The sequence below is a fragment of the Cupriavidus sp. CP313 genome (assembly GCF_054072015.1).
The window spans coordinates 168,683-192,041 of sequence record NZ_JBSVZB010000002.1 but is presented as its reverse complement, the minus strand read 5'-3'; the positions used below and the strand labels follow the sequence as shown (position 1 = coordinate 192,041).

General features: G+C 65.6%; 25 protein-coding genes, 1 other RNA gene and 1 pseudogene. 22 read left to right on the top strand and 5 right to left on the bottom strand.

Features of this window, described 5'->3' with window-relative positions:
* The first annotated feature begins 57 nt into the window (after window positions 1–57).
* The 5 genes and pseudogenes from ACW4E8_RS03120 (at window position 58) to ACW4E8_RS03100 (ending at window position 3,009) form a co-directional block, all read left to right on the top strand.
* Window positions 58–1,014 carry a DegV family protein gene (locus ACW4E8_RS03120; protein WP_456803177.1) on the top strand — a complete coding sequence of 319 codons (957 nt, stop codon included), beginning with the start codon at window positions 58–60 and terminating at the stop codon, window positions 1,012–1,014.
* A 34-nt stretch (window positions 1,015–1,048) separates the two neighbouring features.
* Window positions 1,049–1,825 (top strand): enoyl-CoA hydratase, encoded by a 777-nt coding sequence (locus tag ACW4E8_RS03115; protein ID WP_456803176.1) that lies wholly within the window; start codon window positions 1,049–1,051, stop codon window positions 1,823–1,825.
* A gap of 202 nt (window positions 1,826–2,027) precedes the next feature.
* Window positions 2,028–2,414 carry a PAAR domain-containing protein gene (locus ACW4E8_RS03110; protein WP_456803175.1) on the top strand — a complete coding sequence of 129 codons (387 nt, stop codon included), beginning with the start codon at window positions 2,028–2,030 and terminating at the stop codon, window positions 2,412–2,414.
* Window positions 2,415–2,512: 98 nt separating this feature from the next.
* Window positions 2,513–2,671 (top strand): annotated as a pseudogene (locus ACW4E8_RS03105) (type VI secretion system amidase effector protein Tae4); the annotation flags it as partial.
* Window positions 2,668–3,009 (top strand): hypothetical protein, encoded by a 342-nt coding sequence (locus tag ACW4E8_RS03100; RefSeq protein WP_456803174.1) that lies wholly within the window; start codon window positions 2,668–2,670, stop codon window positions 3,007–3,009. The pseudogene ACW4E8_RS03105 and the gene ACW4E8_RS03100, both read left to right, overlap by 4 nt.
* A gap of 60 nt (window positions 3,010–3,069) precedes the next feature.
* On the opposite strand, the gene ACW4E8_RS03095 is transcribed toward ACW4E8_RS03100, so the two are convergent.
* Entirely contained in the window at window positions 3,070–3,474 is a 405-nt protein-coding gene (locus ACW4E8_RS03095) for an acyl-CoA thioesterase (protein WP_013955553.1), read from the bottom strand.
* A 107-nt stretch (window positions 3,475–3,581) separates the two neighbouring features.
* Here ACW4E8_RS03095 and ACW4E8_RS03090 point away from each other — a divergent pair, with 107 nt between their 5' ends.
* The 7 genes from ACW4E8_RS03090 to ACW4E8_RS03060 all read left to right on the top strand — a co-directional run bounded on the left by ACW4E8_RS03090 (window position 3,582) and on the right by ACW4E8_RS03060 (window position 11,418).
* Entirely contained in the window at window positions 3,582–5,480 is a 1,899-nt protein-coding gene (locus tag ACW4E8_RS03090; RefSeq protein WP_456803173.1) for an ABCB family ABC transporter ATP-binding protein/permease, read from the top strand.
* A gap of 156 nt (window positions 5,481–5,636) precedes the next feature.
* Window positions 5,637–6,590, top strand: coding sequence for a LysR substrate-binding domain-containing protein (locus ACW4E8_RS03085; protein WP_456803172.1), 954 nt, complete (start codon window positions 5,637–5,639; stop codon window positions 6,588–6,590).
* A gap of 134 nt (window positions 6,591–6,724) precedes the next feature.
* Complete coding sequence (locus ACW4E8_RS03080) at window positions 6,725–8,032, top strand: Glu/Leu/Phe/Val family dehydrogenase (RefSeq protein ID WP_456803171.1); 1,308 nt, start codon at window positions 6,725–6,727, stop codon at window positions 8,030–8,032.
* 270 nt (window positions 8,033–8,302) lie between these two features.
* Window positions 8,303–9,202, top strand: coding sequence for a glutamate/aspartate ABC transporter substrate-binding protein (locus ACW4E8_RS03075; protein ID WP_456803170.1), 900 nt, complete (start codon window positions 8,303–8,305; stop codon window positions 9,200–9,202).
* Window positions 9,203–9,265: 63 nt separating this feature from the next.
* Window positions 9,266–9,994, top strand: coding sequence for an amino acid ABC transporter permease (locus tag ACW4E8_RS03070; protein ID WP_456803169.1), 729 nt, complete (start codon window positions 9,266–9,268; stop codon window positions 9,992–9,994).
* Between the two features lie 9 nt (window positions 9,995–10,003).
* Window positions 10,004–10,687, top strand: coding sequence for a glutamate/aspartate ABC transporter permease GltK (gene gltK, locus ACW4E8_RS03065; protein WP_456803168.1), 684 nt, complete (start codon window positions 10,004–10,006; stop codon window positions 10,685–10,687).
* Window positions 10,684–11,418 (top strand): amino acid ABC transporter ATP-binding protein, encoded by a 735-nt coding sequence (locus ACW4E8_RS03060; protein WP_456803167.1) that lies wholly within the window; start codon window positions 10,684–10,686, stop codon window positions 11,416–11,418. The genes gltK and ACW4E8_RS03060 overlap by 4 nt, the downstream gene beginning before the upstream one ends.
* Window positions 11,419–11,479: 61 nt before the next feature.
* Here ACW4E8_RS03060 and ACW4E8_RS03055 read toward each other — a convergent pair whose 3' ends face one another.
* On the bottom strand, window positions 11,480–12,310 hold the full coding sequence (locus ACW4E8_RS03055) for a class II glutamine amidotransferase (RefSeq protein WP_456803166.1): 831 nt from the start codon (window positions 12,308–12,310) through the stop codon (window positions 11,480–11,482).
* Between the two features lie 139 nt (window positions 12,311–12,449).
* Here ACW4E8_RS03055 and ACW4E8_RS03050 point away from each other — a divergent pair, with 139 nt between their 5' ends.
* The 5 genes from ACW4E8_RS03050 (at window position 12,450) to rnpB (ending at window position 17,126) form a co-directional block, all read left to right on the top strand.
* Window positions 12,450–13,523, top strand: a complete 1,074-nt coding sequence (locus ACW4E8_RS03050) for a tartrate dehydrogenase (protein WP_456803165.1) — start codon at window positions 12,450–12,452, stop codon at window positions 13,521–13,523.
* Window positions 13,520–14,827 (top strand): glycerate kinase type-2 family protein, encoded by a 1,308-nt coding sequence (locus ACW4E8_RS03045; RefSeq protein WP_456803164.1) that lies wholly within the window; start codon window positions 13,520–13,522, stop codon window positions 14,825–14,827. Before ACW4E8_RS03050 ends, ACW4E8_RS03045 begins: the two co-directional genes overlap by 4 nt.
* Window positions 14,828–14,871: 44 nt before the next feature.
* Window positions 14,872–15,906, top strand: a complete 1,035-nt coding sequence (pyrC, locus tag ACW4E8_RS03040; RefSeq protein ID WP_456803163.1) for a dihydroorotase — start codon at window positions 14,872–14,874, stop codon at window positions 15,904–15,906.
* A 20-nt stretch (window positions 15,907–15,926) separates the two neighbouring features.
* Window positions 15,927–16,751 carry a DUF3025 domain-containing protein gene (locus ACW4E8_RS03035; protein WP_456803162.1) on the top strand — a complete coding sequence of 275 codons (825 nt, stop codon included), beginning with the start codon at window positions 15,927–15,929 and terminating at the stop codon, window positions 16,749–16,751.
* Window positions 16,752–16,785: 34 nt separating this feature from the next.
* An RNA gene (rnpB, locus tag ACW4E8_RS03030) (RNase P RNA component class A) lies at window positions 16,786–17,126 on the top strand.
* Between the two features lie 54 nt (window positions 17,127–17,180).
* On the opposite strand, the gene ACW4E8_RS03025 is transcribed toward rnpB, so the two are convergent.
* Complete coding sequence (locus ACW4E8_RS03025; protein ID WP_456803161.1) at window positions 17,181–17,603, bottom strand: OsmC family protein; 423 nt, start codon at window positions 17,601–17,603, stop codon at window positions 17,181–17,183.
* A 726-nt stretch (window positions 17,604–18,329) separates the two neighbouring features.
* Here ACW4E8_RS03025 and rplM point away from each other — a divergent pair.
* From rplM to erpA, 4 genes are all read left to right on the top strand, one after another.
* Window positions 18,330–18,758 carry a 50S ribosomal protein L13 gene (gene rplM, locus ACW4E8_RS03020; protein ID WP_010813907.1) on the top strand — a complete coding sequence of 143 codons (429 nt, stop codon included), beginning with the start codon at window positions 18,330–18,332 and terminating at the stop codon, window positions 18,756–18,758.
* 12 nt (window positions 18,759–18,770) lie between these two features.
* The gene (rpsI, locus tag ACW4E8_RS03015) at window positions 18,771–19,163 is read left to right on the top strand and encodes a 30S ribosomal protein S9 (protein WP_012351769.1); all 393 of its coding nucleotides are present in this window, start codon (window positions 18,771–18,773) and stop codon (window positions 19,161–19,163) included.
* A 254-nt stretch (window positions 19,164–19,417) separates the two neighbouring features.
* Window positions 19,418–19,906: a bactofilin family protein gene (locus tag ACW4E8_RS03010; protein WP_456803160.1), complete on the top strand. Its 489-nt coding sequence runs from the start codon at window positions 19,418–19,420 to the stop codon at window positions 19,904–19,906.
* A gap of 101 nt (window positions 19,907–20,007) precedes the next feature.
* Window positions 20,008–20,376 carry an iron-sulfur cluster insertion protein ErpA gene (gene erpA, locus ACW4E8_RS03005; protein ID WP_010813904.1) on the top strand — a complete coding sequence of 123 codons (369 nt, stop codon included), beginning with the start codon at window positions 20,008–20,010 and terminating at the stop codon, window positions 20,374–20,376.
* 59 nt (window positions 20,377–20,435) lie between these two features.
* Here erpA and ACW4E8_RS03000 read toward each other — a convergent pair whose 3' ends face one another.
* On the bottom strand, window positions 20,436–21,233 hold the full coding sequence (locus tag ACW4E8_RS03000) for a phytanoyl-CoA dioxygenase family protein (protein WP_456803159.1): 798 nt from the start codon (window positions 21,231–21,233) through the stop codon (window positions 20,436–20,438).
* A 90-nt stretch (window positions 21,234–21,323) separates the two neighbouring features.
* Here ACW4E8_RS03000 and ACW4E8_RS02995 point away from each other — a divergent pair, with 90 nt between their 5' ends.
* Window positions 21,324–22,229, top strand: coding sequence for a LysR substrate-binding domain-containing protein (locus tag ACW4E8_RS02995; protein ID WP_456803158.1), 906 nt, complete (start codon window positions 21,324–21,326; stop codon window positions 22,227–22,229).
* Here ACW4E8_RS02995 and ACW4E8_RS02990 read toward each other — a convergent pair.
* The gene (locus ACW4E8_RS02990) at window positions 22,226–23,356 is read right to left on the bottom strand and encodes an anhydro-N-acetylmuramic acid kinase (RefSeq protein WP_456803157.1); all 1,131 of its coding nucleotides are present in this window, start codon (window positions 23,354–23,356) and stop codon (window positions 22,226–22,228) included. The genes ACW4E8_RS02995 and ACW4E8_RS02990 overlap by 4 nt on opposite strands.
* Window positions 23,357–23,359: the final 3 nt, after the last annotated feature.

Below are 23,359 nucleotides of genomic sequence, written 5' to 3'. Positions count from 1 at the left end.
AGTAACCGGGGGCTGCCGCCCGCGACGCGGGTCACCAGGTAGGGAGGAGACAATAATATGCAGGAGACAGCCATCCTGGCCGATGCCGCGTGCGATCTGCCGCGCGACGTCATGGCCCAGCTGAAGGTCCACACCATTCCGTTCCGCATCCGCGCGGGCGAACACTTTGTCGCCGATACGCGCGATGAAGACGCGCTGCCCACGCTCTACCAGAAATACCTGGTCGGCCGCCAGGACCACTACGCCGAGTCGATCCCGCTGCTCGAGCGCGAGCTGGAAGAACACCTGCTGCGCAATGTGGTGGCCCACTGCGACCGCGCTATCCTGTTCACCATCGCCAGTTCGCGCAGCAAGCTGTATGCGCATGCCACCGGCGCGGTGATCGGCACCGTGGCGCGCAGCGTGCGCCTGCGCAAGGAAGCCGGGCGCATTGGCCTGTTCGACCTGACCGTGGTCGATACCGGCGCGATCGGGCCGGGCCAGGCGCTGATCGTGCGTGAAGCCGCGCGCATGGCCGCCGCCGGCGCCAGCCCGCAAGCGGTGCAGGAAGCGGTCGAGACGCGCCTGCGCGATGCCGCCCATATGTTCCTGGTGCCCGACGAGCTGCTCTACATGTACACGCGCGCGCGCCAGAAGGGCGAGGGCAGCATCACCTGGGGCCGCTATGTGATGGGCAGCGCCTTCAATATCCGCCCGGTGGTGCGCATGCACCGCGGGCACACCGACGCCATCGCCAAGGCGCGCGGCTCCGAGGAGGGTGCGCGCCGCGTGCTGCAGCATGCCGAGCAGTGCATCCGCAGCGGCGACCTGACGGTGCCGGCGATCTCGGTCTGCTATGCCGGCCCGCTCGATGACGTGCGCGCGATGCCGGCGTTCCAGTCGCTGGCGCGCACCGCGCGCGGCCAGGGCGTGGAGCTGATGCTGGCGCCGATGAGCCTGACGGTGGCGCTGAATGTCGGCGCGCGCGCGTTCGGGCTGAGCTATCTTTCCGAATCGCCGCCGCCTTTTGAATAACCCTCCCAGCAATGCATCCACAGACGAGGACACCATGAGCATCCGCACCGGCATCGAGCAGGGCATCCTGACCATCGAGTTCGACCGCATCGACAAGAAGAACGCCATCACCGCGGCGATGTACCAGGCCATGGCCGACGCGCTGCGCGCGGCCGAGACCGACCGCAACGTGCGCGCCATCCTGCTGCGCGGCAAGCCAGAGATCTTTACCGCCGGCAACGACCTGGAAGACTTCATGCAGCGCCCGCCTACCGCCGGCGAAGGCGCGGAGCAGGCGCCGGTGTTCCAGTTCCTCTACCAGATCAGCCACGCCACCAAGCCGATCGTGGCAGCCGTCAGCGGTGCCGCGGTCGGGGTGGGCACGACCATGCTGCTGCATTGCGACCTGGTCTATGCGTCCGATACGGCCAAGCTGTCGCTGCCGTTCGTGCAGCTGGGCCTGTGCCCCGAGGCGGCCTCGAGCCTGCTGCTGCCGCGGCTGGTCGGCTACCAGCGCGCGGCCGAGAAGCTGCTGCTGGGCGAAGCCTTCAGCGCGCAGGAGGCGCTGGAGATCGGGCTGGTGACGCGGGTGCTGCCGGTGGCCGAGCTGCACGACTTTGCGCTGCAGCAGGCGCGCAAGCTGGCGGCGCTGCCGGCGTCGTCGCTGCGCGAGACCAAGCGGCTGATGAAGGCGGGCGATGCGGCGGCGGTGGAAAAGCAGATGGCCGACGAGGGCGCGGTGTTCCGGAAGATGCTGGTGGCGCCGGAGGCGAAAGAGGCGTTTGCTGCCTTCTTCCAGAAGCGCAAGCCGGATTTTACGAAGTTTGAGTGAGCCTGGCCGATTTGTCCCTCGGAAATGCAATGTCCGGGGGGCCTTTCCTGGCTACTCCACGCTCCCGCATCTCTGGATGGCTGAACCGGTGGGACTAGTCGACTAATCGACAAGGAGGAATCAGATTTCACTGATTGATTCCTTAAGGAAGCTTTGGCGCAATGGTGTGCGGTGAAAACCTATCTCCAAATAAGGTGCGACCATGGTTACCAGAACCTATCTCATCAGAGGTGACAAAGCTAACAATGGCGCCACGATCGTTGGTGGCAGCCCCGGATCCAGCTACGAAGGCATCCCAACAGCGCGTGAAGGCGATCCGGCGTACTGCCCTGTCTGCAAGCGAACGGGAATCATCGTCTGTGTCGGCCCACGTTGGCCCAGCACGGACGAGGGCAAGGAAGAAGCCTTGAGCGGAGACATCTGCGCGTGCGGCTGCAATCCGCCGCCCGTCTTCTTTGCGTCGCGACCGTACACGATGACCATGACGGCAGAGGATGCCGCGCAGTGGAATAGGCCCCAAGTGCGGAACATCGCCGGTTTTCACACCTCGCCGGTGACTGTCAGGTACGACGAACAAATCCGAGCGTGATCGGGAGCGGCCCTCGTCGCAGGCTACCCTTACTTCGTTGAGATCTCCGATGGCCGGACGTTCGCCGGATGCCTGGACGAAAGCGGAAAGCTGCCTCTGACCTGTGGAACGGATCGAGGCTGACCATCAGCAGCGCACCCGGTGCTATTGCAACAATCGGTCGCAGCTTGGGCTGGGACGCTTTGTTTCCCGGCACCCACTACGGGTGGTCAGATCTCGGGCGGTCAGCGGAGATACTTTTCTGGGAAATCAAGTGAACAAGCGGCGCATTGCCATCACAGCAGCATTCGTCGGCATTGGTCTGGCCAGTGTCCTCGCATGGTCCCTTATCGATGCATACCTCTGCGACAAGTTCCCGGGCCTGTGCGTGCCGCGGCCTGGGACATGCGTTGGGATTGACATATGCCCTGCTGATGCCCGGATGCTGCGGGGTTTGATCTTGCTGATACCTGTGCCGCCAGTCTTGTTTGGCGTCCTGGGGTTCCTGCTTTGCGCGCGTGTCGACAAAGTCACCCTGCTGGCTACCGCGCTGGCGGGGGCGGTTTTCGCACATTGGGCGGTTGTGTTCACCGTAACCAGAATCATTGCGCTGTAGTACCAAGGAGGCGCCGCAAATGGACAGGACAATAGAAAGAGTGTATTGACCTGCCGCCCCTCAAGCCGACGGCAACACCCGCGGCTGCCGCGATTCATCCGTCGCCACATACGTCAGCGTGGCCTCCGTCACCTTGACGATCTCATTGCTGTGGCGCATCCGTTGCGCATAGACCTCGACCGACACCGTGATCGAGGTACGGCCGGTCTTGACGATGTCCGCATAAAAGCTGACCAGATCGCCAACGAACACCGGATGCTTGAACAGGAAGGAGTTGACCGCGACGGTGGCCACGCGGCCCTGGGCGCGTTCCACCGCCGGGATCGAGCCGGCGATATCCACCTGCGCCATGATCCAGCCGCCGAACACGTCGCCGTGCACATTGGCGTCGGCGGGCATCGGCACCACGCGCAGTGCGGGATTCTTGCCGGCGGGCAGGGCGGGGACGGTGTGGGGAGCGTTCATGACGGTGTGTGGTGGACTGCGGAAGGGGCGGGGCGTGGCGAAAGACCCTTCGCCTGCCACGTAATGCGAACTCTGCGACAATCGCGCATTGGCCCGAATTCTAACGTATGCGCCGCTATTCCACGACCGCTGAGCCGGCCCCCGCTCCTGCTTCAAACACGCTCTTTCCCGGTCAGCGCGCGCCGCGCAGCGACTGGCAGACGGTGCGCAACCTGCTGCCCTATGTCTGGCACTACAAGTGGCGCGTGATGCTGGCGCTGGCGTGCCTGGTGTCCGCCAAGGTGGCCAACCTGGGCGTGCCGGTGCTGATGAAGCAGCTGATCGACAGCATGAACCTGCAGCCGGGCGATCCGCGCGCGCTGCTGGCCGTGCCGATCGGGCTGATCGTCGGCTACGGGCTGCTGCGGCTGTCGGCGACGCTGTTCACCGAGTTGCGGGAGATGCTCTTTTCCAAGGTCACGCAGAGCGCCGTGCGCGAGATTGCGCTGCAGGTGTTCCGGCACCTGCACGCGCTGTCGCTGCGTTTCCACCTGGACCGGCAGACCGGCGGCATGAGCCGCGACATCGAGCGCGGCACGCGCGGCATCCAGTCGCTGATCTCGTATTCGCTGTACAGCATCCTGCCCACGCTGGTGGAGATGGGGCTGGTGATCGGCTTCTTTATCCTGCACTACGACATCTGGTTCGCGGCCATCACCGGCTGCGCGCTGGTGGGCTATATCGTTTTCACCATCGTGGTGACGGAATGGCGCACGCATTTCCGGCGCCGCATGAACGAGCTGGATTCGCGCGCCAACCAGAAGGCGATCGATTCCCTGCTCAACTTCGAGACCGTCAAGTACTTCGGCAATGAAGAGTACGAGGCGCAACGCTACGACGAGAACCTGCGCAAGTACCGCACCGCGGCGATCCGCTCGCAGAACTCGCTGTCGTTCCTGAACTTCGGCCAGCAGACCATCATCGCGCTGGGGCTGATCCTGATCCTGTGGCGCGCCACCGTGGGCGTGGTCGACGGCAAGCTCACGCTGGGCGACCTGGTGCTGGTCAACACCCTGATGATCCAGCTCTATATCCCGCTGAACTTCCTCGGCGTGATCTACCGCGAGATCAAGCAGGCCACCACCGACATGGACCGCATGTTCGTGCTGCTCGGCACCAACCAGGAGGTGGCCGACGCGCCTGGTGCGAAGCCGCTGCAGGTCGACGGCGCGCAGGTGCGCTTCCGCGACGTGCGCTTCAGCTATGAGCCGGACCGGCTGATCCTGGATGGCGTGGATTTCACCATCGCGGCGGGCACCACCACCGCGGTGGTCGGGCACAGCGGCTCGGGCAAGTCGACGCTGGCGCGGCTGTTGTTCCGCTTCTACGACGTCAACGACGGCGCCATCGAGATCGACGGCCAGGACATCCGCGCGATCACGCAGGACAGCCTGCGCCGCGCCATCGGCATCGTGCCGCAGGACACGGTGCTGTTCAACGACAGCATCTTCTACAACATTGCCTACGGCCGGCCCGACGCCAGCCGCGACGAGGTCATCGCCGCCGCGCGCGCCGCGCAGATCGACAGCTTCATCCGCGAGCTGCCGCAAGGCTATGACACGCCGGTGGGCGAGCGCGGCCTGAAGCTGTCCGGCGGCGAGAAGCAGCGCGTGGCGATCGCGCGCACGCTGCTGAAGAACCCGCCGGTGCTGGTCTTCGATGAAGCCACCTCGGCGCTGGATTCACGCACCGAGCAGGCGATCCAGGCCGAGCTGATGCGGCTGGCGCAGAACCGCACCACGCTGCTGATCGCGCACCGGCTGTCCACGGTCGTGCATGCCGACCAGATCCTGGTGATGGACCACGGCCGCATTGTCGAGCGCGGCACCCATGCTGAACTGATGCGCGCGCGTGGCCGCTACGCCGAGATGTGGGACATCCAGGCGCGCGCCGCCGCCAAGGGCGGCGAAGCCGTGGGCGCGGATGCGCTGGCACTAGACGTGGGCGACGCCACGCAGGACGCCTGACGGGACTGCATTCTCCTGCGTCCACGTGCCCCAAGGGGCGGCGGGCCTGATCTCGTGCCGTGGTCGAGAAGCGCATGACCGGCTGGGCGTATCGCGGCTGACGGCTTGCTGCCGGGCAGGTGACGGAGGCCCCGGCGCGGGTGGATAATCCGCGTCATGGAAATCAAATGGCTTGAAGACTTCGTCAGCCTGGCCGAGACGCACAGCTTCTCGCGCTCGGCCGAGCTGCGCCACGTCACGCAGCCCGCGTTCTCGCGCCGCATCCAGTCGCTGGAGGCGTGGGTCGGCACCGAGCTGATCGACCGCTCGAGCTACCCCACCAGCCTGACCCCGGCCGGCAAGGTGTTCTACGAGCAGGCGCTGGCCATGCTGGCGCAGGTCAGCGAGACCCGCGCGCTGATGCGCGGCCAGCGCTCGGCCAACGCCCAGGTGCTGGAGTTCGCGGTGCCGCATACGCTGTCGCTGACCTTCTTCCCGGAATGGCTCAAGGCGCTGGAGCGCAGGATCGGCACGCTGCCGTGCCGGCTGCGCGCGCTCAACGTCCATGACGCGGTGCTGATGCTGGTGGAGGGCGGCTGCGACCTGGTGATGGTCTACCACCACGCGCGCCAGGCGATCCAGCTGGATCCGGCCCGGTACGACATGCTGGTGCTTGGTACCGAGCGGCTGTCGCCCTACAGCGTGCCGGACGCCGCCGGCAAGCCGCAGTTCCGGCTGCCGGGCTCGGACAAGAAGCCGGTGCCTTTCCTCAGCTACACGCCCAACGCCTTCCTCGGCCGCATGGTCGACCTGCTGCTGGCCGATACCGCCGAGGCCCTCAAGCTCGACAAATGCTACGAGACCGACATGGCCGAGGCGCTCAAGGTGATGGCGCTGGCCGGCCACGGCATGGCCTTCCTGCCCGAAAGCGCGGTACGCGAGGACGTGGCCGCGGGCCGGCTGGTGCGGGCCGAGTCGGCGCGCGGGCTGCCGCTGTCGATCGACATGGAAATCCGCCTGTACCGCGAGCGGCCGGGCGAGAACGGCAACGAACGCCGCGCCGGGGCACGGCGCAAGCGCCAGCTGGTCGACCAGGTTTGGTCGACCTTGTCCGCCGCCCCGGCGGCCTAGGCCAGCCAGGGCAGTGGTTTCCGCCAGATGACAAGGTTATGCAGATTTTGCATGAGCGGATGAGCAAACGGCATTGGATTCGGGCGGGGCGCCACCCCTAAGCTTGCGGGCATTCTTCACACCGGAACCCACCGATGTCTTCCGCAGCACCGACCAACATTGCTGGCCAAAAGCACGCACTCCCGTCTTACCTCAATGCCGACAATCTCGGCCCCTGGGGCATCTACCTGCAGCAGGTCGACCGTGTCACGCCTTACCTGGGCTCGCTGGCACGCTGGGTTGAAACCCTCAAGCGCCCCAAGCGAGCGATGATCGTCGACGTTCCCATCGAACTGGATAACGGCACCATTGCCCATTTCGAGGGCTATCGCGTGCAGCACAACCTGTCGCGCGGCCCGGGCAAGGGCGGCGTGCGCTTCCACCAGGACGTGACCCTGTCCGAGGTGATGGCGTTGTCGGCCTGGATGTCGGTGAAGAACGCCGCGGTCAACGTGCCCTACGGCGGTGCCAAGGGCGGCATCCGCGTCGATCCGCGCACGCTCTCGCACGCCGAGCTGGAACGCCTGACGCGCCGCTACACCAGCGAAATCAACATCATCATCGGGCCGAGCAAGGATATTCCGGCGCCGGACGTGAACACCAACGCCCAGGTCATGGCCTGGATGATGGACACGTACTCGATGAACTCCGGTAGCACGGCCACCGGCGTGGTGACCGGCAAGCCGATCTCGCTGGGTGGCTCGCTCGGCCGTCACGAAGCCACCGGCCGCGGCGCGTTCGTGGTCGGCTCCGAAGCCGCGCGCAATATCGGCCTGGAAATCAAGGGCGCGCGCGTGGCGGTGCAGGGCTTCGGCAACGTGGGCGCCGTGGCGGCCAAGCTGTTCCATGAGGCTGGCGCCAAGGTGGTGGCGGTACAGGACCACCGCACCACGCTGTTCGACCCGGCCGGCCTGGACGTGCCGGCGCTGATGGAATACGCCTCGCACAGCGGCACCATCGAAGGCTTCCGCGGCGAAGTCCTGCGTACCGCGCAGTTCTGGGAAGTCGACTGCGACATCCTGATCCCGGCCGCGCTGGAAGGCCAGATCACGGCTGAGAACGCGCCGCAGATCAAGGCCCGCCTGGTGATCGAGGGCGCCAACGGCCCGACCACCCCGGAAGCGGACGACATCCTGCGCGAGCGCAATATCCTGGTGGCCCCGGACGTGATCGCCAACGCCGGCGGCGTGACCGTGTCCTACTTTGAATGGGTGCAGGATTTCTCCAGCTTCTTCTGGACCGAGGAAGAGATCAACCAGCGCCTGGTACGGATCATGCAAGAAGCCTTCCGGGCAATCTGGCAAGTGGCACAGGACAACAAGGTGACCCTGCGCACGGCGGCGTTTATCGTGGCCTGTACGCGGATCCTGCAGGCGCGCGAGATGCGCGGCCTGTATCCCTGATCGGCAGGACACAGGAAAGCCGGGACGAGGCACTGTCATGGTGCAACGCAGCAATTGTCCCGGCACCCCTGGTCATGACCGCCAGACGCGGTTTCCGGCTAGCGCCGGAGACCGCGTTGTCGTATCCGGATGCCGTGCGCAGTGATTGCCCTGAAGTGGGGTTCTAGGAGAAAACCCAGTTGTATTGCGGCGGATGCTGCGCAATACTGTTTCATCAGTGGGGGTTTTATCTCTAGAATCCCGCTTTCTCTTCATGGTCAAGGAGATGTTATGAATTTTGCCAAGTTGGCTGCCCTGATGATTGCTGGGGGCGTGATGTGCGGGACGGCACAGGCAGCTGAACAACTGACGGGCACGCTGAAGAAGATCAAGGACACCGGCGTCATCACGCTGGGCGTGCGCGAGTCGTCGATTCCGTTCAACTACAACCTGGGCGGCGTGCGGCAAGTTGGCTATTCCTACGATATCAACATGAAGATCGTGGAAGCCATCAAGGACCAGCTGAAGCTGCCGAACCTGCAGGTCAAGGAAATCCCGATCACCTCGCAGAACCGCATCACGCTGCTGCAGAACGGCACCATCGACATCGAGTGCGGCTCCACCACCAACAACCTGGAACGCCAGAAGCAGGTTGCGTTTACCAACTCGATCTTCATCATCGGCACGCGCATCATGGTGAAGAAGGACGGCGGCATCAAGGACTGGGCCGACCTCAAGGGCAAGAACGTCGTGACGACGGCCGGCACCACTTCCGAGCGCCTGCTGCGCAAAATGAACGATGACCAGAAGCTGGGCGTGAACATCATCAGCACCAAGGACCACGGCCAGTCGTTCCTGACGCTGGAGTCGGGTCGCGCCGTGGCGTTCATGATGGACGACGCGCTGCTCTACGGCGAACGCGCCAAGGCCAAGAACCCGGCCGACTGGATCGTCGTGGGCAAGGCGCAGTCGCGCGAGTCGTACGGCTGCATGCTGCGCAAGGACGATCCGCAGTTCAAGGGCCTGTCCGACAAGGTGATCACCGGCCTGATGAAGGACGGCTCGATCAACACCATGTACACGAAGTGGTTCATGCAGCCGGTGCCGCCGAAGGGCCTCAACCTGGACTTCCCGCTGTCCGAAGACATGAAGGCGTTGTTCAAGACGCCGAACGACAAGGCGCTGGACTGACCTGCCGTTGACAGCAGTGTGAAACGGAAGGCATGTCCTTCCGTTTCTTTTTGAGGACGCAACATGAACTACAACTGGCATTGGGGAGTCTTCCTCGAACAGGCCGCCCAGAACGAGACCTACCTGGACTGGATGATCTCGGGCCTGAAGGTGACGCTCGCGCTGGGGCTCTCGTCCTGGGTCATTGCCCTGGTCATCGGCTCGGTGCTCGGCGTGCTGCGCACCGTGCCCAACAAGTGGCTGTCGGGACTTGCCGCGACGTATGTCGAGGTGTTCCGCAACATTCCGCTGCTGGTGCAGCTGTTCATCTGGTATTTCGTCGCGCCCGAGCTGCTGCCCGGCGGCGAGGCGATCAAGCAGATGAACCCGTTTGCGCAGCAGTTCCTGGCCGCCATGCTGTGCCTTGGCACCTTCACCGCCGCGCGGGTCTGCGAGCAGGTGCGCTCGGGCATCAACTCGCTGGCGACCGGACAGAAGAACGCCGGCCTGGCGATGGGCTTCACGCTGCCGCAGACATACCGCCACGTGCTGCTGCCGATGGCGTTCCGCGTGATCGTGCCCCCGCTGACATCCGAATTCCTGAATATCTTCAAGAACTCGGCGGTGGCGTCGACCATCGGCCTGCTGGAACTGGCGGCGCAGGGCCGGCAACTGGTGGACTACACCGCGCGCCCGTATGAATCGTTCATCGCGGTCACGCTGATGTACGCGCTGATCAACGTGACGGTGATGCTGATCATGCGCTGGGTGGAAGCCCGCACGCGCGTGCCCGGCTTTATCGGCGGCAAGTAAGGGGGCGCCATGGCTTATTCATTCGATTTCACCTCCATCAACCCCGCCACGCTCGAGGTGCTGGGCGAGGGCATGATGGTCTCGCTCAAGATCACCGTCACGGCAGTGGTGGTGGGCATCGTCTGGGGCACCATCCTGGCGATGATGCGGCTGTCGTCGTTCAGGCTGATGAACTGGTTTGCGCAGGGGTACGTGACCATCTTCCGTTCCATCCCGCTGGTGATGGTGCTGCTGTGGTTCTTCCTGATCATTCCGCAGGTGCTGCAGAACCTGTTCAACCTGTCGCCGGCGGCCGACCTGCGCATGACGTCCGCGCTGGTGGCCTTTGCGCTGTTCGAGGCCGCGTACTACTCGGAAATCATCCGCGCGGGCATCCAGAGCGTGTCGCGCGGGCAGATGTTCGCGGCGCAGGCGATGGGCATGACCTATGGCCAGTCGATGCGGCTGGTGATCCTGCCGCAGGCGTTCCGCAACATGGTGCCGCTGCTGCTGACGCAAGGGATCATCCTGTTCCAGGATACGTCGCTGGTCTACGTCAGCGCGCTGGCCGACTTCTTCGGCCAGGCCTACGGCATCGGCGAACGTGACGGCCGCATCGTCGAGTTGCTGCTGTTCGCCGGCCTGGTGTACTTCCTTATCTGCTTCTCCGCTTCGCTGCTGGTCAAGCGTTACCAGAAAAAGGTGGCTGTATGATCGAAATCAACAATGTCTCCAAGTGGTACGGCGCCTTCCAGGTGCTGACCGACTGCACCACCAAGGTCGCCAAGGGTGAAGTGGTGGTGGTGTGCGGCCCGTCCGGGTCGGGCAAGTCCACGCTGATCAAGACCGTCAACGCGCTTGAGCCGTTCCAGAAGGGCGATATCCTGGTCGACGGCACCTCGGTGGGCAATCCCAAGACCAACCTGCCCAAGCTGCGCTCGCGCGTGGGCATGGTGTTCCAGAACTTCGAACTGTTCCCGCACCTGTCGATCACCGAGAACCTGACCATCGCGCAGATGAAGGTGCTCGGCCGCTCCAAGGAAGAAGCGCTGGCCAAGGGCCTGAAGTACCTGGACCGCGTGGGCCTGAAGAGCCAGGCGGAGAAGTACCCCGGCCAGCTGTCGGGCGGCCAGCAGCAGCGCGTGGCAATCGCCCGTGCGCTGTCGATGGACCCGATCTGCATGCTGTTCGACGAACCGACTTCGGCGCTGGACCCCGAGATGGTCAACGAAGTGCTGGACGTGATGGTGCAGCTGGCGCATGAAGGCATGACCATGATGTGCGTGACCCACGAAATGGGCTTTGCGCGCAAGGTGGCCAACCGCGTGATCTTCATGGACCAGGGCAAGATCGTCGAAGACGCCGACAAGGAAGAATTCTTCGGCAATATCGACGCCCGCTCGGAGCGCGCGCGCCAGTTCCTGTCGAAGATCCTGCAGCACTGACCGGCCTCGCAGGGCAAGCAAAAAGGGACGCCTCGGCGTCCCTTTTTTCGTTCCTGATGGTTCAGGTGCAGGCCGTGTTGGCTGCGTTCTTCGCCTGCACCTCCGGCGGGATCGGCACCGTCAGCGTCATGGTCGGGCGCCCGTCCTCGAACATGATCAGCTCGCCCGGGGCAAAGCGGGTCCAGGTCTCGTTGTCGGTCAGCGGCTGGGTGGCGATCACCGCCACGCGGTCGTCCGGCGTGGTGACCTGGGCGAAGTCGATCGACAGGTCGGCGTCGATCAGGTGCGCGGTCGAGAACGGCCACTGCCGCACCAGGTAGTACAGGTGCGTCGAGCAATGCGCGAACAGCGCCTGGCCGTTGCACAGCAGGAAGTTGAAGACCCCGTGCAGCGTGATTTCGCGGGTGATGTCGCCCAGCGCATGGCACAGCTCGTTCAGCGGCGGCTGCGAGCCCGGGAAGCGCTTGCGCAGGCCCTGCATCAGCGTGCAGAAGGCCAGTTCGCTGTCGGTGTCGCCCACTGGCTGGTAGACGCCGGACAGGAACGGGGTGAAGCCCTTCAGGTCGCCGTTATGGGCAAAGATCCAGTGCCGGCCCCACAGCTCGCGCATGAAGGGGTGGCAGTTCTCCAGCAGCACGGTGCCCTGCGTCGCCTTGCGGATATGCGAGATGACGTTCTTGGACTTGATCGGGTAGCGCTTGATCAGGTCCGCCACCGGCGAGGTGCCGGCGGACTGGTTGTCGATAAACAGGCGGCAGGCCTTGTCCTCGAAGAAGGCGACACCGAAGCCGTCGGCGTGATGGTCGGTCAGGCCACCGCGCGCGGCAAAGCCGGTGAAGGAGAACGTCACGTCGGTCGGCGTGGCGCAGTTCATGCCTAGCAGCTGGCACATATCGGGGCACCGGTCGGCAGCGGGCTGCCGCTTTGCAATAGAATGCAGACATTATCCCGCGCACCCGGGCCGCTGCCAAGCAGCGTTGGCCGGGCCGCGCGCGGCGACCGGCCATCCTGCACGTATCTCCCCAATAACCATGCGCCAATACAAGATCGCCGTGATTCCCGGAGACGGAATCGGCACGGAAGTCATGCCCGAGGGCATCCGCGTGATGGACGCCGCGGCGCGGCGCTTCGGCATCGACTTCCAGTGGGACCACTTCGACTTTTCCAGCTGCGACTACTACGCCCGCCACGGCAAGATGCTGCCGGACGACTGGTTCGACACGCTGGTCAAGTACGACGCCATCTATTTCGGGGCGGTGGGCTGGCCTGATGCCGTGCCCGACCATGTCTCGCTGTGGGGCTCGCTGCTGCAGTTCCGGCGCTCGTTCGACCAGTATGTGAACCTGCGCCCGGTGCGGCTGATGCCCGGAATCAAGAGCCCGCTGGCCGGCCGCCAGCCTGGCGATATCGACTTTTACGTGGTGCGCGAGAACACCGAGGGCGAGTACTCCAGTATCGGCGGACGCATGTTCCCGGGCACCGAGCGCGAGATCGTGGTGCAGGAAACCGTGATGAGCCGCACCGGCGTCGACCGCATCCTGAAGTTTGCCTTCGAACTGGCCCAGAAGCGGCCGAAGAGGCACCTGACCTCCGCCACCAAGTCCAATGGCATCTCGATCACCATGCCGTACTGGGACGAGCGCGTCGAGGCGATGGCGGCCAGCTACCCCGGCATCAAGGTCGACAAGTACCACATCGACATCCTGACCGCGCATTTCGTCCAGCATCCGGACTGGTTCGACGTGGTGGTGGCCAGCAACCTGTTCGGCGACATCCTGTCCGACCTGGGCCCGGCCTGCACCGGCACCATCGGCATCGCGCCGTCGGGCAATATCAACCCCGACCGCACCTTCCCCAGCCTGTTCGAGCCGGTGCACGGCTCGGCCCCGGATATTGCCGGGCGCGGCGTGGCCAACCCGATCGGCCAGATCTGGTGCGGCGCCATGATGCTGGAGCACCTGGGCCATGAAGAAGCCGGCGCCGCCGTGCTGGGCGCGATCGAGAAGGTGCTGGCCGCGGGCCCCGAACACGCGCCGCTGACGCGCGACATCGGCGGCAAGGCCGGCACGGCCGACCTGGGCCTGGCTATCGCGGAGGTGCTGTGAGCACGGCGGGAGCGGGCGAGCCGCGCGTACTCCTGCTGGACAGCTTCCACGCCGCCGTGGCGGCCGCTGATCCGTTGCAGATCGTGGCGCAGCACCTGCCGCCCCCGCACGCGGGCGGCCGCACGATGGTGGTGGGCGCGGGCAAGGCTGCGGCGTCGATGGCCGCGGCGGTCGAGCGTGCCTATGCCGGCAAGGCCACGCTGGAAGGGCTGGTGGTCACGCGCTACGCCCACGGGCTGCCGACCGACCATATCCGCGTGATCGAAGCCGGCCACCCGGTGCCCGACGAGGCCGGCGAGCAGGCCGCTGCCGATATCCTGGCCAGCGTGCAGTCGCTGACGCCGCAGGACCGGCTGCTGGTGCTGGTGTCAGGCGGCGGCTCCAGCCTGCTGTCGCTGCCGGCCGAAGGCATCCCGATGGCTGACCTGAAGGCCACCACCCGGGAACTGCTGCGCTGTGGCGCACCGATCACCGAGATGAATATCGTGCGCAAGCATGTCTCGCGCATCCAGGGCGGGCGGCTGGCGCAGGCAAGCCGGGCGCCGGTGACCACGCTGATCGTCTCGGACGTGGCCGGCGACGATCCCAGCGCGATCGCCTCGGGCCCGACCGTGGCCGACCCGAGCACCTTTGCCGATGCGCTGGAGATCCTGCGCCGCTGGGGCGCGCAGGTGCCGGCCAGCGTGCAGGCCCACCTGGAGCGCGGCGCCCGCGGCGAGGTGCCGGAGACGCCCAAGCCGGGCGACGCGCTGTTCGCCCAGGTCGACAACCGCATGATCGCCACCGCCCATGGCAGCCTGCAGGCGGCCGCGGCGCTGTTCCGCGAACGCGGCATCACGCCGGTGGTGCTGGGCGATACCGTGACCGGCGAAGCGCGCGAAGTGGCCCGCGTCTACGCTGCGCTGGTGCGCGAGATTCGCGCGTACAATGCGCCGTTTGCCGCGCCCGTGGCACTGATTTCCGGAGGTGAGTGCACGGTCACTTTGCCTGCCGGCGGTGGCGCCGCGAAGGCACGGGGCGGGCGTTGCTCCGAATTCCTGCTGTCGCTGGCGGTCGAACTGGACGGCATGCCCGGCGTGCATGCGATCGCGGCCGACACCGACGGCATCGACGGTTCGGAAGACAATGCCGGTGCGCTGGCCGATCCGACCACGCTGGCGCGCGCCGCGGCCGCCGGCCTGCCGGGACTGCGCCAGCTGGACGCGCACGACGCCTGGGGCCTGTTCGATGCCATTGGCGACCTGGTGGTCACCGGCCCGACGCGCACCAATGTGAACGACTACCGTGCCATCCTGATTCTCTGATTTCGACGAACGCCCGCCGCCGCCGCGGCAGGCCCAAGCTAGCCATGACCCAGAAGCTCACCATCACCCGCCCGGACGACTGGCACCTGCACCTGCGCGACGGCGCGGCCCTGGCCGCCGTGCTGCCCGACACCGCGCGCCAGTTCGCACGCGCCATCATCATGCCCAACCTGAAGCCGCCCGTGACCACGGTGGCGCAGGCGCAGGCCTACCGTGCCCGCGTCCTGGCGGCGCTGCCGGCCGGCATGCAGTTCGAGCCGCTGATGACGCTGTACCTGACCGACAACACCACGGCCGAAGAGATCGCCGCGGCCAAGGCCAGCGGCTTCGTGCACGGCGTCAAGCTGTACCCGGCCGGCGCCACCACCAACAGCGACGCCGGCGTGACCGATATCCGCCGCTGCTACCCGGCGCTGGAAGCGATGCAGCGCGCGGGCCTGCCGCTGCTGGTGCACGGCGAGGTGACCGACCCCAGCATCGACATCTTCGATCGCGAAGCCGTCTTTATCGACCGCGTGATGACGCCGCTGCGCCGCGACATGCCCGAGCTGAAGGTGGTGTTCGAGCACATCACCACCAAGGACGCGGCTGAATTCGTGCGCGACGCCAGCGGCCCGGTCGGCGCCACCATCACGGCGCACCACCTGCTCTACAACCGCAACGCCATCTTCACCGGCGGCATCCGCCCGCACTACTACTGCCTGCCGGTGCTCAAGCGCGAGACCCATCGCGAGGCCCTGGTGGCGGCCGCGGTCTCGGGCAGCCCGCGCTTCTTCCTGGGCACCGACAGCGCGCCGCACGCGCGCGGGCTGAAGGAACACGCCTGCGGCTGCGCCGGCTGCTATACCGCGCTGCATGCGATGGAGCTGTATGCCGAGGCCTTCGACGCCGCCGGCGCGCTGGACAAGCTGGAAGCCTTTGCCAGCTTCAACGGCCCGGCCTTCTACGGCCTGCCGCGCAACACCGGCACGCTGACGCTGGAGCGAGAGGACTGGGAACTGCCGGCCGAGCTGCCCTATGGCGACACCACGCTGGTGCCGCTGCGCGGCGGCGAGACGCTGCGCTGGAAGGCCCGCTAAACCCTGCCGAGGCCTTGCCCATGCAGGTGCAAGCGGGCGACGAGCCCTTCGCCGCCGCGCTGGCCGGGATCGACTGGTCCCGGCCGTGGTTCCAGCCATTTGTGGCGCAGGGTGCCGCGCTCGCTGCGGCGGTGCAGGGCGGCGCCGATCTGCGCGCGCTGCTAAACGCGCATGCAGCCCAACTCCGCCTGCGCAATGCCCGCGGCCTGCCGCTGCGTTTCATCGCCCAGCATGCCTTGCCCGAAGGCAGCGCCTATGAGGCGCATATCCATGCCACGGGCGAGATCCCGACTCGCGACAATCTCCACGATTTTTTCAACGCGCTGACCTGGCTGTATTTCTCGCTGGCCAAGCGCGTGCTCAACCAGATCCAGGCCGAGGTCATCGCGCGCGAAGGCGTGCAGACCACGCGCGGCGGCGTGCGCGATGCGGCGACCCTGTTCGACGAGAATGCGGTGCTGCTTGTCAGCGCCGATCAGGACCTGGCGGATGCGCTCAAGGCGTTTGCGTGGCAGCGCCTGTTCGTCGAGTCCAGGCCGGCGTGGGGCAGGACCTGCACGGTGGTGCCGTTCGGCCATGCGCTACTCGAAAAACTGGTGCAGCCGTACAAGTCGGTCACTGCGCATGCGTGGGTGCTGCTGGCGCCGCAGCAGGCGGCAGGCCCATCGCTGGACGCCATGCTGGCGCAATCCCTTGCCGCTGCGGCACAGGCTGGCGCGCTGCGCGGCGGGCGCAGTTTTGCGCCGCTGCCGGTGATGGGCATCCCGGGCTGGTGCGACGATAACGCCGAACCTGGCTTCTACGCCGATACCGCGGTGTTCCGCCCAGGACGGCGCGCCGGCTGAAGGCGCGGCCAATCGGTGTTAGACTGCGGGCCGCAAAGCAGGCCAGGCAACCGCTGCCTGCACCGCAAGGTGCAGGGGGAGGAAAGTCCGGACTCCACAGGGCAGGGTGTTGGCTAACAGCCATCCACGGCAACGTGCGGAATAGGGCCACAGAGACGAGTCTTGCCGCCGGGTTCGCCTGGCGGGAAGGGTGAAACGCGGTAACCTCCACCTGGAGCAATCCCAAATAGGCAGGCGATGAAGCGGCCCGCTGAGTCTGCGGGTAGGGAGCTCGAGCCGGCTGGTAACAGCCGGCCTAGAGGAATGGTTGTCACGCACCGTTTGCCGCAAGGCGGGCGGGGCGCACAGAATCCGGCTTATCGGCCTGCTTTGCTTCTTCTTCCGGCATGACCCGGCGCCACCACGGCGTACCGGGTCTGCATCTTCCCTTCAGGCTTCGACGATTTCCAGCGTGTGCGTGAGCTCGGCCGTCTTGGCCAGCATGATCGACGCCGAGCAGTACTTTTCGTGCGACAGCTTGATGGCACGCTCGACCGTGGCGGGGTTGAGATTCTTGCCGGTCACCACAAAATGGAAGTTGATGCGGGTGAAGACCTTGGGGTCCTCGCCGGCGCGCTCGGCCTGCAGCTGCACACTGCAGCCGGTAACGTCCTGGCGGCCGCGCTTGAGGATCAGCACCACGTCATAGGCGGTGCAGCCACCGGTGCCCAGCAGCACCATTTCCATCGGCCGCGGTGCCAGGTTATGGCCGCCGCCCTCGGGCGCGCCGTCCATCGCCACGATATGGCCGCTGCCGGTCTGGGCCACGAAGCTCATGCCGTCCGCGCCCATCCATGTCACTTTGCATTCCATTTTGTTCGTTCCTGTCGTTTATGTTGTGTGCTTTCGATCACAAGCGCGTGATCTCGAATCTTGCAATTCTCAGTATATGGCATCGTCAAGCTTGGGCTGCTGACGCCCATACCCCCATGAAATCTGAGGGTTTCCTCTAGTTTGGCAGCTCAATGACATACATTGATGTTTTGTAAGACATTGATTTTTAAAAGAAACGTCCTACCTGATACATCGCCATCTTCATTCCGTAATATGAAATTGCATTTCGCAGTGCAGATTTCCCTTGCACTGGGGAAAACCCCATGTATAATTTGAATCATTGAACGACGGCGCTGACAGCGCGCCAGAGTGCGAAAGCGAAGCCCCGGGGCAAGCCCTCCGCACCGCCCGCCAGTGCCTCCGTCGATCTCCCAGTGTCTCCTCCACCCTCCTCCTTTGGTGGATTCAAACCCAAGCTCAACAGCTTGGGTTTTTTTTCGCCCCTGCGTCCTGACGCACCGTGCACGGCAAAGTGCGCGAGGCTGCCCTGGCCTGGCCCCTCCATGGCGGCGATCTTGACGAAAAGATCAGTCTTTGCTTGTGCGGTTCCGGCAGCCGCCAGTATAATGGAAGGCTTTCCGTCATACCCGCGGAAGAGAGAGCAGGATCAGGCCAGCCTTCACGGGCCAGCCACAAGACTTGCAGGGGCGAGCACAAGCCTTCGCGAGTCGGATTTCGGGTACGAACTAATAGTCAGGAAAAATCATGAAGACCTTTTCCGCCAAGCCTCATGAGGTAAAGCGCGACTGGTACGTGATTGACGCGACGGACAAAGTCCTCGGCCGTGTCGCCAGCGAAGTGGCACGCCGTCTGCGCGGCAAGCACAAGCCGGAATTCACTCCGCACGTCGACACGGGTGATTACATCATCATCGTCAATGCAGCCAAGCTGCGTGTCACGGGTACCAAGGAAACGGACAAGAAGTACTATCGCCATTCGGGCTACCCGGGCGGTATCTACGAAACGACGTTCGGCAAGATGCAGCAGCGTTTCCCGGGCCGTGCCCTGGAGAAGGCTGTCAAGGGCATGCTGCCGAAGGGTCCGCTGGGCTACGCGATGATCAAGAAGCTGAAGGTTTACGCCGAAGCCGAGCATCCGCATGAAGCGCAGCAGCCCAAGGCGCTGGAAATCTAAGGAGGCCAATCCATGATCGGTAACTGGAATTACGGTACTGGCCGCCGCAAGAGCGCTGTGGCACGTGTCTTCATCAAGTCGGGCAAGGGCGACATCGTCGTCAACGGCAAGCCCATCAAAGAGTATTTCGCTCGCGAAACCTCGCTGATGATCGTGCGCCAGCCGCTGGAACTGACCGCTCACGCTGAAACGTTCGACATCAAGGTCAACGTGACCGGCGGTGGCGAAACCGGCCAGGCCGGCGCAGTGCGCCACGGCATCACCCGTGCCCTGATCGACTACGATGCGACCCTGAAGTCGGCGCTGTCGAAGGCTGGCTACGTCACGCGCGATGCACGTGAAGTCGAGCGTAAGAAGGTCGGCTTCCACAAGGCGCGTCGTCGCAAGCAGTTCTCGAAGCGCTGATGCGTTTTCGCGGGTCCGGTACTGCCGGATCTTGCGAGACCAAAAAACCGCACGCTGGCCGTGCGGTTTTTTTTCGCCCGCAGGGTACGGAAATGCACTGGCCTGCCGAAAAAGCGATTGGGCAGCCATACTTTTGTGGGGTATGGGCTGCGCGCGGCTACAATCACGCCCTGTCGCCATCGGCAAGTGCTGCTTGCCGGCGCGAATGCGCCACGGCCGGAGGGTTCGGCACGAACGAGAGAGGAGTGAGAGTGATGCTGTTTTCGAAAAAGAAGGGCCTTTCGATCGATACGCTGATCGGCGAAGACACCGCCATCGACGGCGACCTGGTGTTTGCCGGCGGCCTGCGCCTGGACGGCCGCGTGCGCGGCAACGTCACCGCGGCGCCGGGCAAGCCGAGCATGCTCGTGGTCAGCGAAAAAGGCATGGTCGAGGGCGAGATCAGCGTCGGCCACCTGGTGCTCAACGGCACCGTCAAGGGCCCGGTGCAGGCCACCGACCTGCTCGAACTGCAGCCGCAGGCCCGCGTGTTGGGCGACGTGCGCTATGCGGCGCTGGAAATGCACCAGGGCGCGCTGGTCGAAGGCCGCCTGATGCCGCTGCTGCAAGGCGAGATCAAGGCGCTGCCGAACCTGGTCGAGGCGGCACCGGCGGCTGAAGTGACGGAAGCGGCGGACGAGGCTGCTGTCACGGACCGCGCAACGCCCGCTGCCGACGCCCATCCCACTGAAAAGGCCGCCTGAGCGGCACCCGCCATGCCGGGAACCCCTTGAAAACACAGGGTTTCGGCACGATCTTCCAGTAGCGCTTAGAATACAGGCGTATCTAAACAGGAGAACACCCCATGAACGCAGTCGCAGAGGCACCCGTTACCGAGGACGTGCCGGCACCGTTCGTCTTTACCGACAGCGCAGCCGACAAGGTCAAGCAGTTGATCGAGGAAGAGGGCAATGCCGAACTGAAACTGCGCGTGTTCGTGCAGGGCGGCGGCTGCTCCGGCTTCCAGTATGGCTTCACCTTCGATGAGGAAGTCAACGAAGACGACACCACCATGGTCAAGAACGGCGTCACCCTGCTGATCGACTCGATGAGCTACCAGTATCTGGTCGGCGCCGAGATCGACTACAAGGAAGATATCAACGGCGCGCAGTTCGTGATCAAGAACCCGAATGCCTCGACCACCTGCGGTTGCGGCTCGTCGTTCTCGGTCTGACCGACACTGGTCCCCAAAAAAACGCACCTTCGGGTGCGTTTTTTCTTTTCCGCGATGGCTTACTGCGCGGCGCGCCAGACCACGGGAAACCAGTCTTCGCGCATGCGCTCGCCGGTCTGCTGATCGATGCCGGGGAAGGGCGGCGAGGTGCGCCCGGGCCGCTGCATGAAGCGCACGTCGTCGCCCAGGAAGCGCGCCGAGAACGCGCGCCGGCGCCCGGTGCCGGTATTGCCGGCAGCGCCGTGCACGGTGCGGAAGTCGAACACCACGGCATCGCCCGGCGCCAGCTCCGGTGCGAGCAGGGTGTAGCTGCCGTCTTCCACGTCCGGCATCTCCATGAAGGCGTCGTCACCCCCATAGAAGTTCTCGTTGCTGGCCCAGCGCTTGGGCCGCACCAGCCGCGGCCAGCGGTGCGAGCCGGCCACCACGCGCAGGGTATTGGCCTGCGTGACCGGATCCAGCGGGATCCAGTAGCTCGCGGTCTGGGTGCCGTCGACACAGTAATAGGGCAGGTCCTGGTGCCACGGCGTGGGCTTGGCCGTGCCGGGCTCCTTGACCAGGATGTGCTCGTGGAACACCTGCACCGCCTGCGACTGCATGATGTGCCCGGCAATGGCCGCCGCCGGCGACTGGCGGATAAAGTCATCGAACGGCGTAATGCGCTGCCAGTTGCAGTAGTCCTCGAAGAAGCGCCCGCTTTCGCCGGGCCGTATGTTCTCGATGGCGAAGGGGCCCGGCTCGGCCAGGTTCTGCGCAAAGCCGTCGCGCAGCCGTTCGACCCAGTCGGTGAAGGCGCCGCGCAGCACCAGCACGCCGTCGCGCTGGTAGGTGTCGATCTGTTCCTGGGTGATGTTCATGGCGATGTTGTGTGGGGGCGATGTGCCCAGTATCGCCATGCATTGGGGATAGGAAAAGCATATATTTCCTATGTTGCGTTATAGGAAATTATGATTCCCTTCTCCTTCCGCCAGCTCGAATACTTTGTCGCTGCAGCCGAGCACGGCAGCATCAGCGCGGCGGCTCGTGCGCGCCATGTGTCGCAGCCTTCTGTCTCCACCGCGATCGCACAGCTGGAAGACACCCTGGGCGAGCCTCTCTTCAAGCGCCAGGTCAGCCGCGGGCTGTCCCTGACGCCCGCCGGGCAGCGCCTGCTGGGGCGCGCACGAGACATCCTCGCGCTGGCGGCCGGCCTCACCGTGGACGACGCCACCGGCCGGGGGCTGATCGGCCAGCTCTCGCTGACCTGCTTCCAGGACCTCGGGCCGTACTTTGTGCCACGTCTGCTGGCGGGGCTGCGCCGGCACCATCCGGGCATCTCGGTGACCTTGTTCGAGGCCGACCTGGCGACCGTCCACCGCACGCTGCAGGCGGGCAAGGCCGAACTGGCGCTGACCTATGAACTGGGGCTCGATGCCCGCACCGAGCGCCGCACGCTGGCGGAACTGGCGCCCTATGCGCTGCTGCCCGCCGGTCATCCGCTGGCAAGCGGCACCGATGTGAGCCTGGCCGACCTGGCCGGCGAGCGGCTGATCCTCGAGGACATCCCGCAGACACGTGAATACTTCCTGTCGCTGTTCTGGGCGCATGGCCTGCACCCGATGCTGCACCAGTACACGCAGACCTTCGAGATGCAGCGCGGACTGGTGGCGCACGGCTATGGCGTGGCGCTGTCGTGCACGCGCCCGGCCGGCGACCACAGCTACGACGGCGTGCCGATCGCCTGCCTGCCGCTGCGCGAGCCGGTGACGCCGCAGCGCGTGGTGCTGGCGCGCTCGCCGGCCATGCGGGCCTCGCCGCTGGCACAAGCGTTCATGGATTGGGTGGAGGAGGGCGGCGCGATGCGCCTGCCTTAGCGCGGATAGATCGCGCCCAGCACGCGCGGCCCGGCAGCGCCGGTCACGGTGGGCACGTTGCCGGGCAGGCGCAGCAGGCACTGGCGTGCCAGCCAGGCAAAGGCGATGGCTTCGACCTGCGACACTGGCACGCCGTAGTCTTCCGAGGTCTCGATGGCCACGCCGGGCAACGCCTGCGCCAGCCGTGCCATCACGAACGCATTGCGGGCGCCGCCGCCGCAGACAATCAGGCGGCGCGCGTCGGGCGCGTGGGTGCGCACGTCGCGCGCGATGGCCTCGGCCGTCAGCGCGGCCAGCGTCGCCTGCACATCGGCAGGCGCGAGGTCTTGGAACGAGGCGAGACAGGCTTCGAGCCAGCCCGGATGGAACAGGTCGCGCCCGGTGCTCTTGGGCGGCGCTGCGCTGAAGTAGGGCTCCGCCAGGCACTGCGCCAGCAGCGCGGCGTCGACACGCCCGCTGGCGGCCCAGTCGCCGTTGCTGTCGAAGGGAAGCCCGCGGTGGCGGCCGACCCAGTAGTCGAGCAGCGCATTGCCCGGGCCGCAGTCGAAGCCGCTGACGGCGCCGCCCGCCGCGGGCAGGATGCTGATATTGGAGATGCCGCCGATATTGCAGGCAACGCGGGTTTCGGCGTCGCTGCCGAACAGCGCATGGTGCAGCGCCGGCACCAGCGGCGCGCCCTGGCCGCCGGCGGCGATGTCGCGGCTGCGGAAGTCCGCCACCACGTCGATGCCGGCCAGCTCGGCCAGCCGCGCCGGATGCTGGCTCTGGCGGGTGTAGCCGATGCCGTCGTACAGGCCCGGCCGGTGGCGGATAGTCTGGCCGTGGGCGCCGATGGCGGCCACCGCGGCCGCGTCGACCTGCGCCTCGCTCAGCAGGGCGGCCACGCAGCCGGCGTAGACCTGCGCCAGCGCATTGGCTGCCAGCGCCTCGCGATGGATCTCGTCCTCGCCCGGCTGCTGCAGGGCAGAGAATGCCGCGCGCAGCGTGTCGGGGAAGGGCTGGCTGGCGGCCGCCAGCACGGCGGGCCGCGCGCCGCTGAAATCCACCAGCACCGCGTCGGCACCGTCCATGCTGGTGCCGGACATGATGCCGATATAGCGTTCGCTGCCAGGCACGGGCTGGGTCACGAT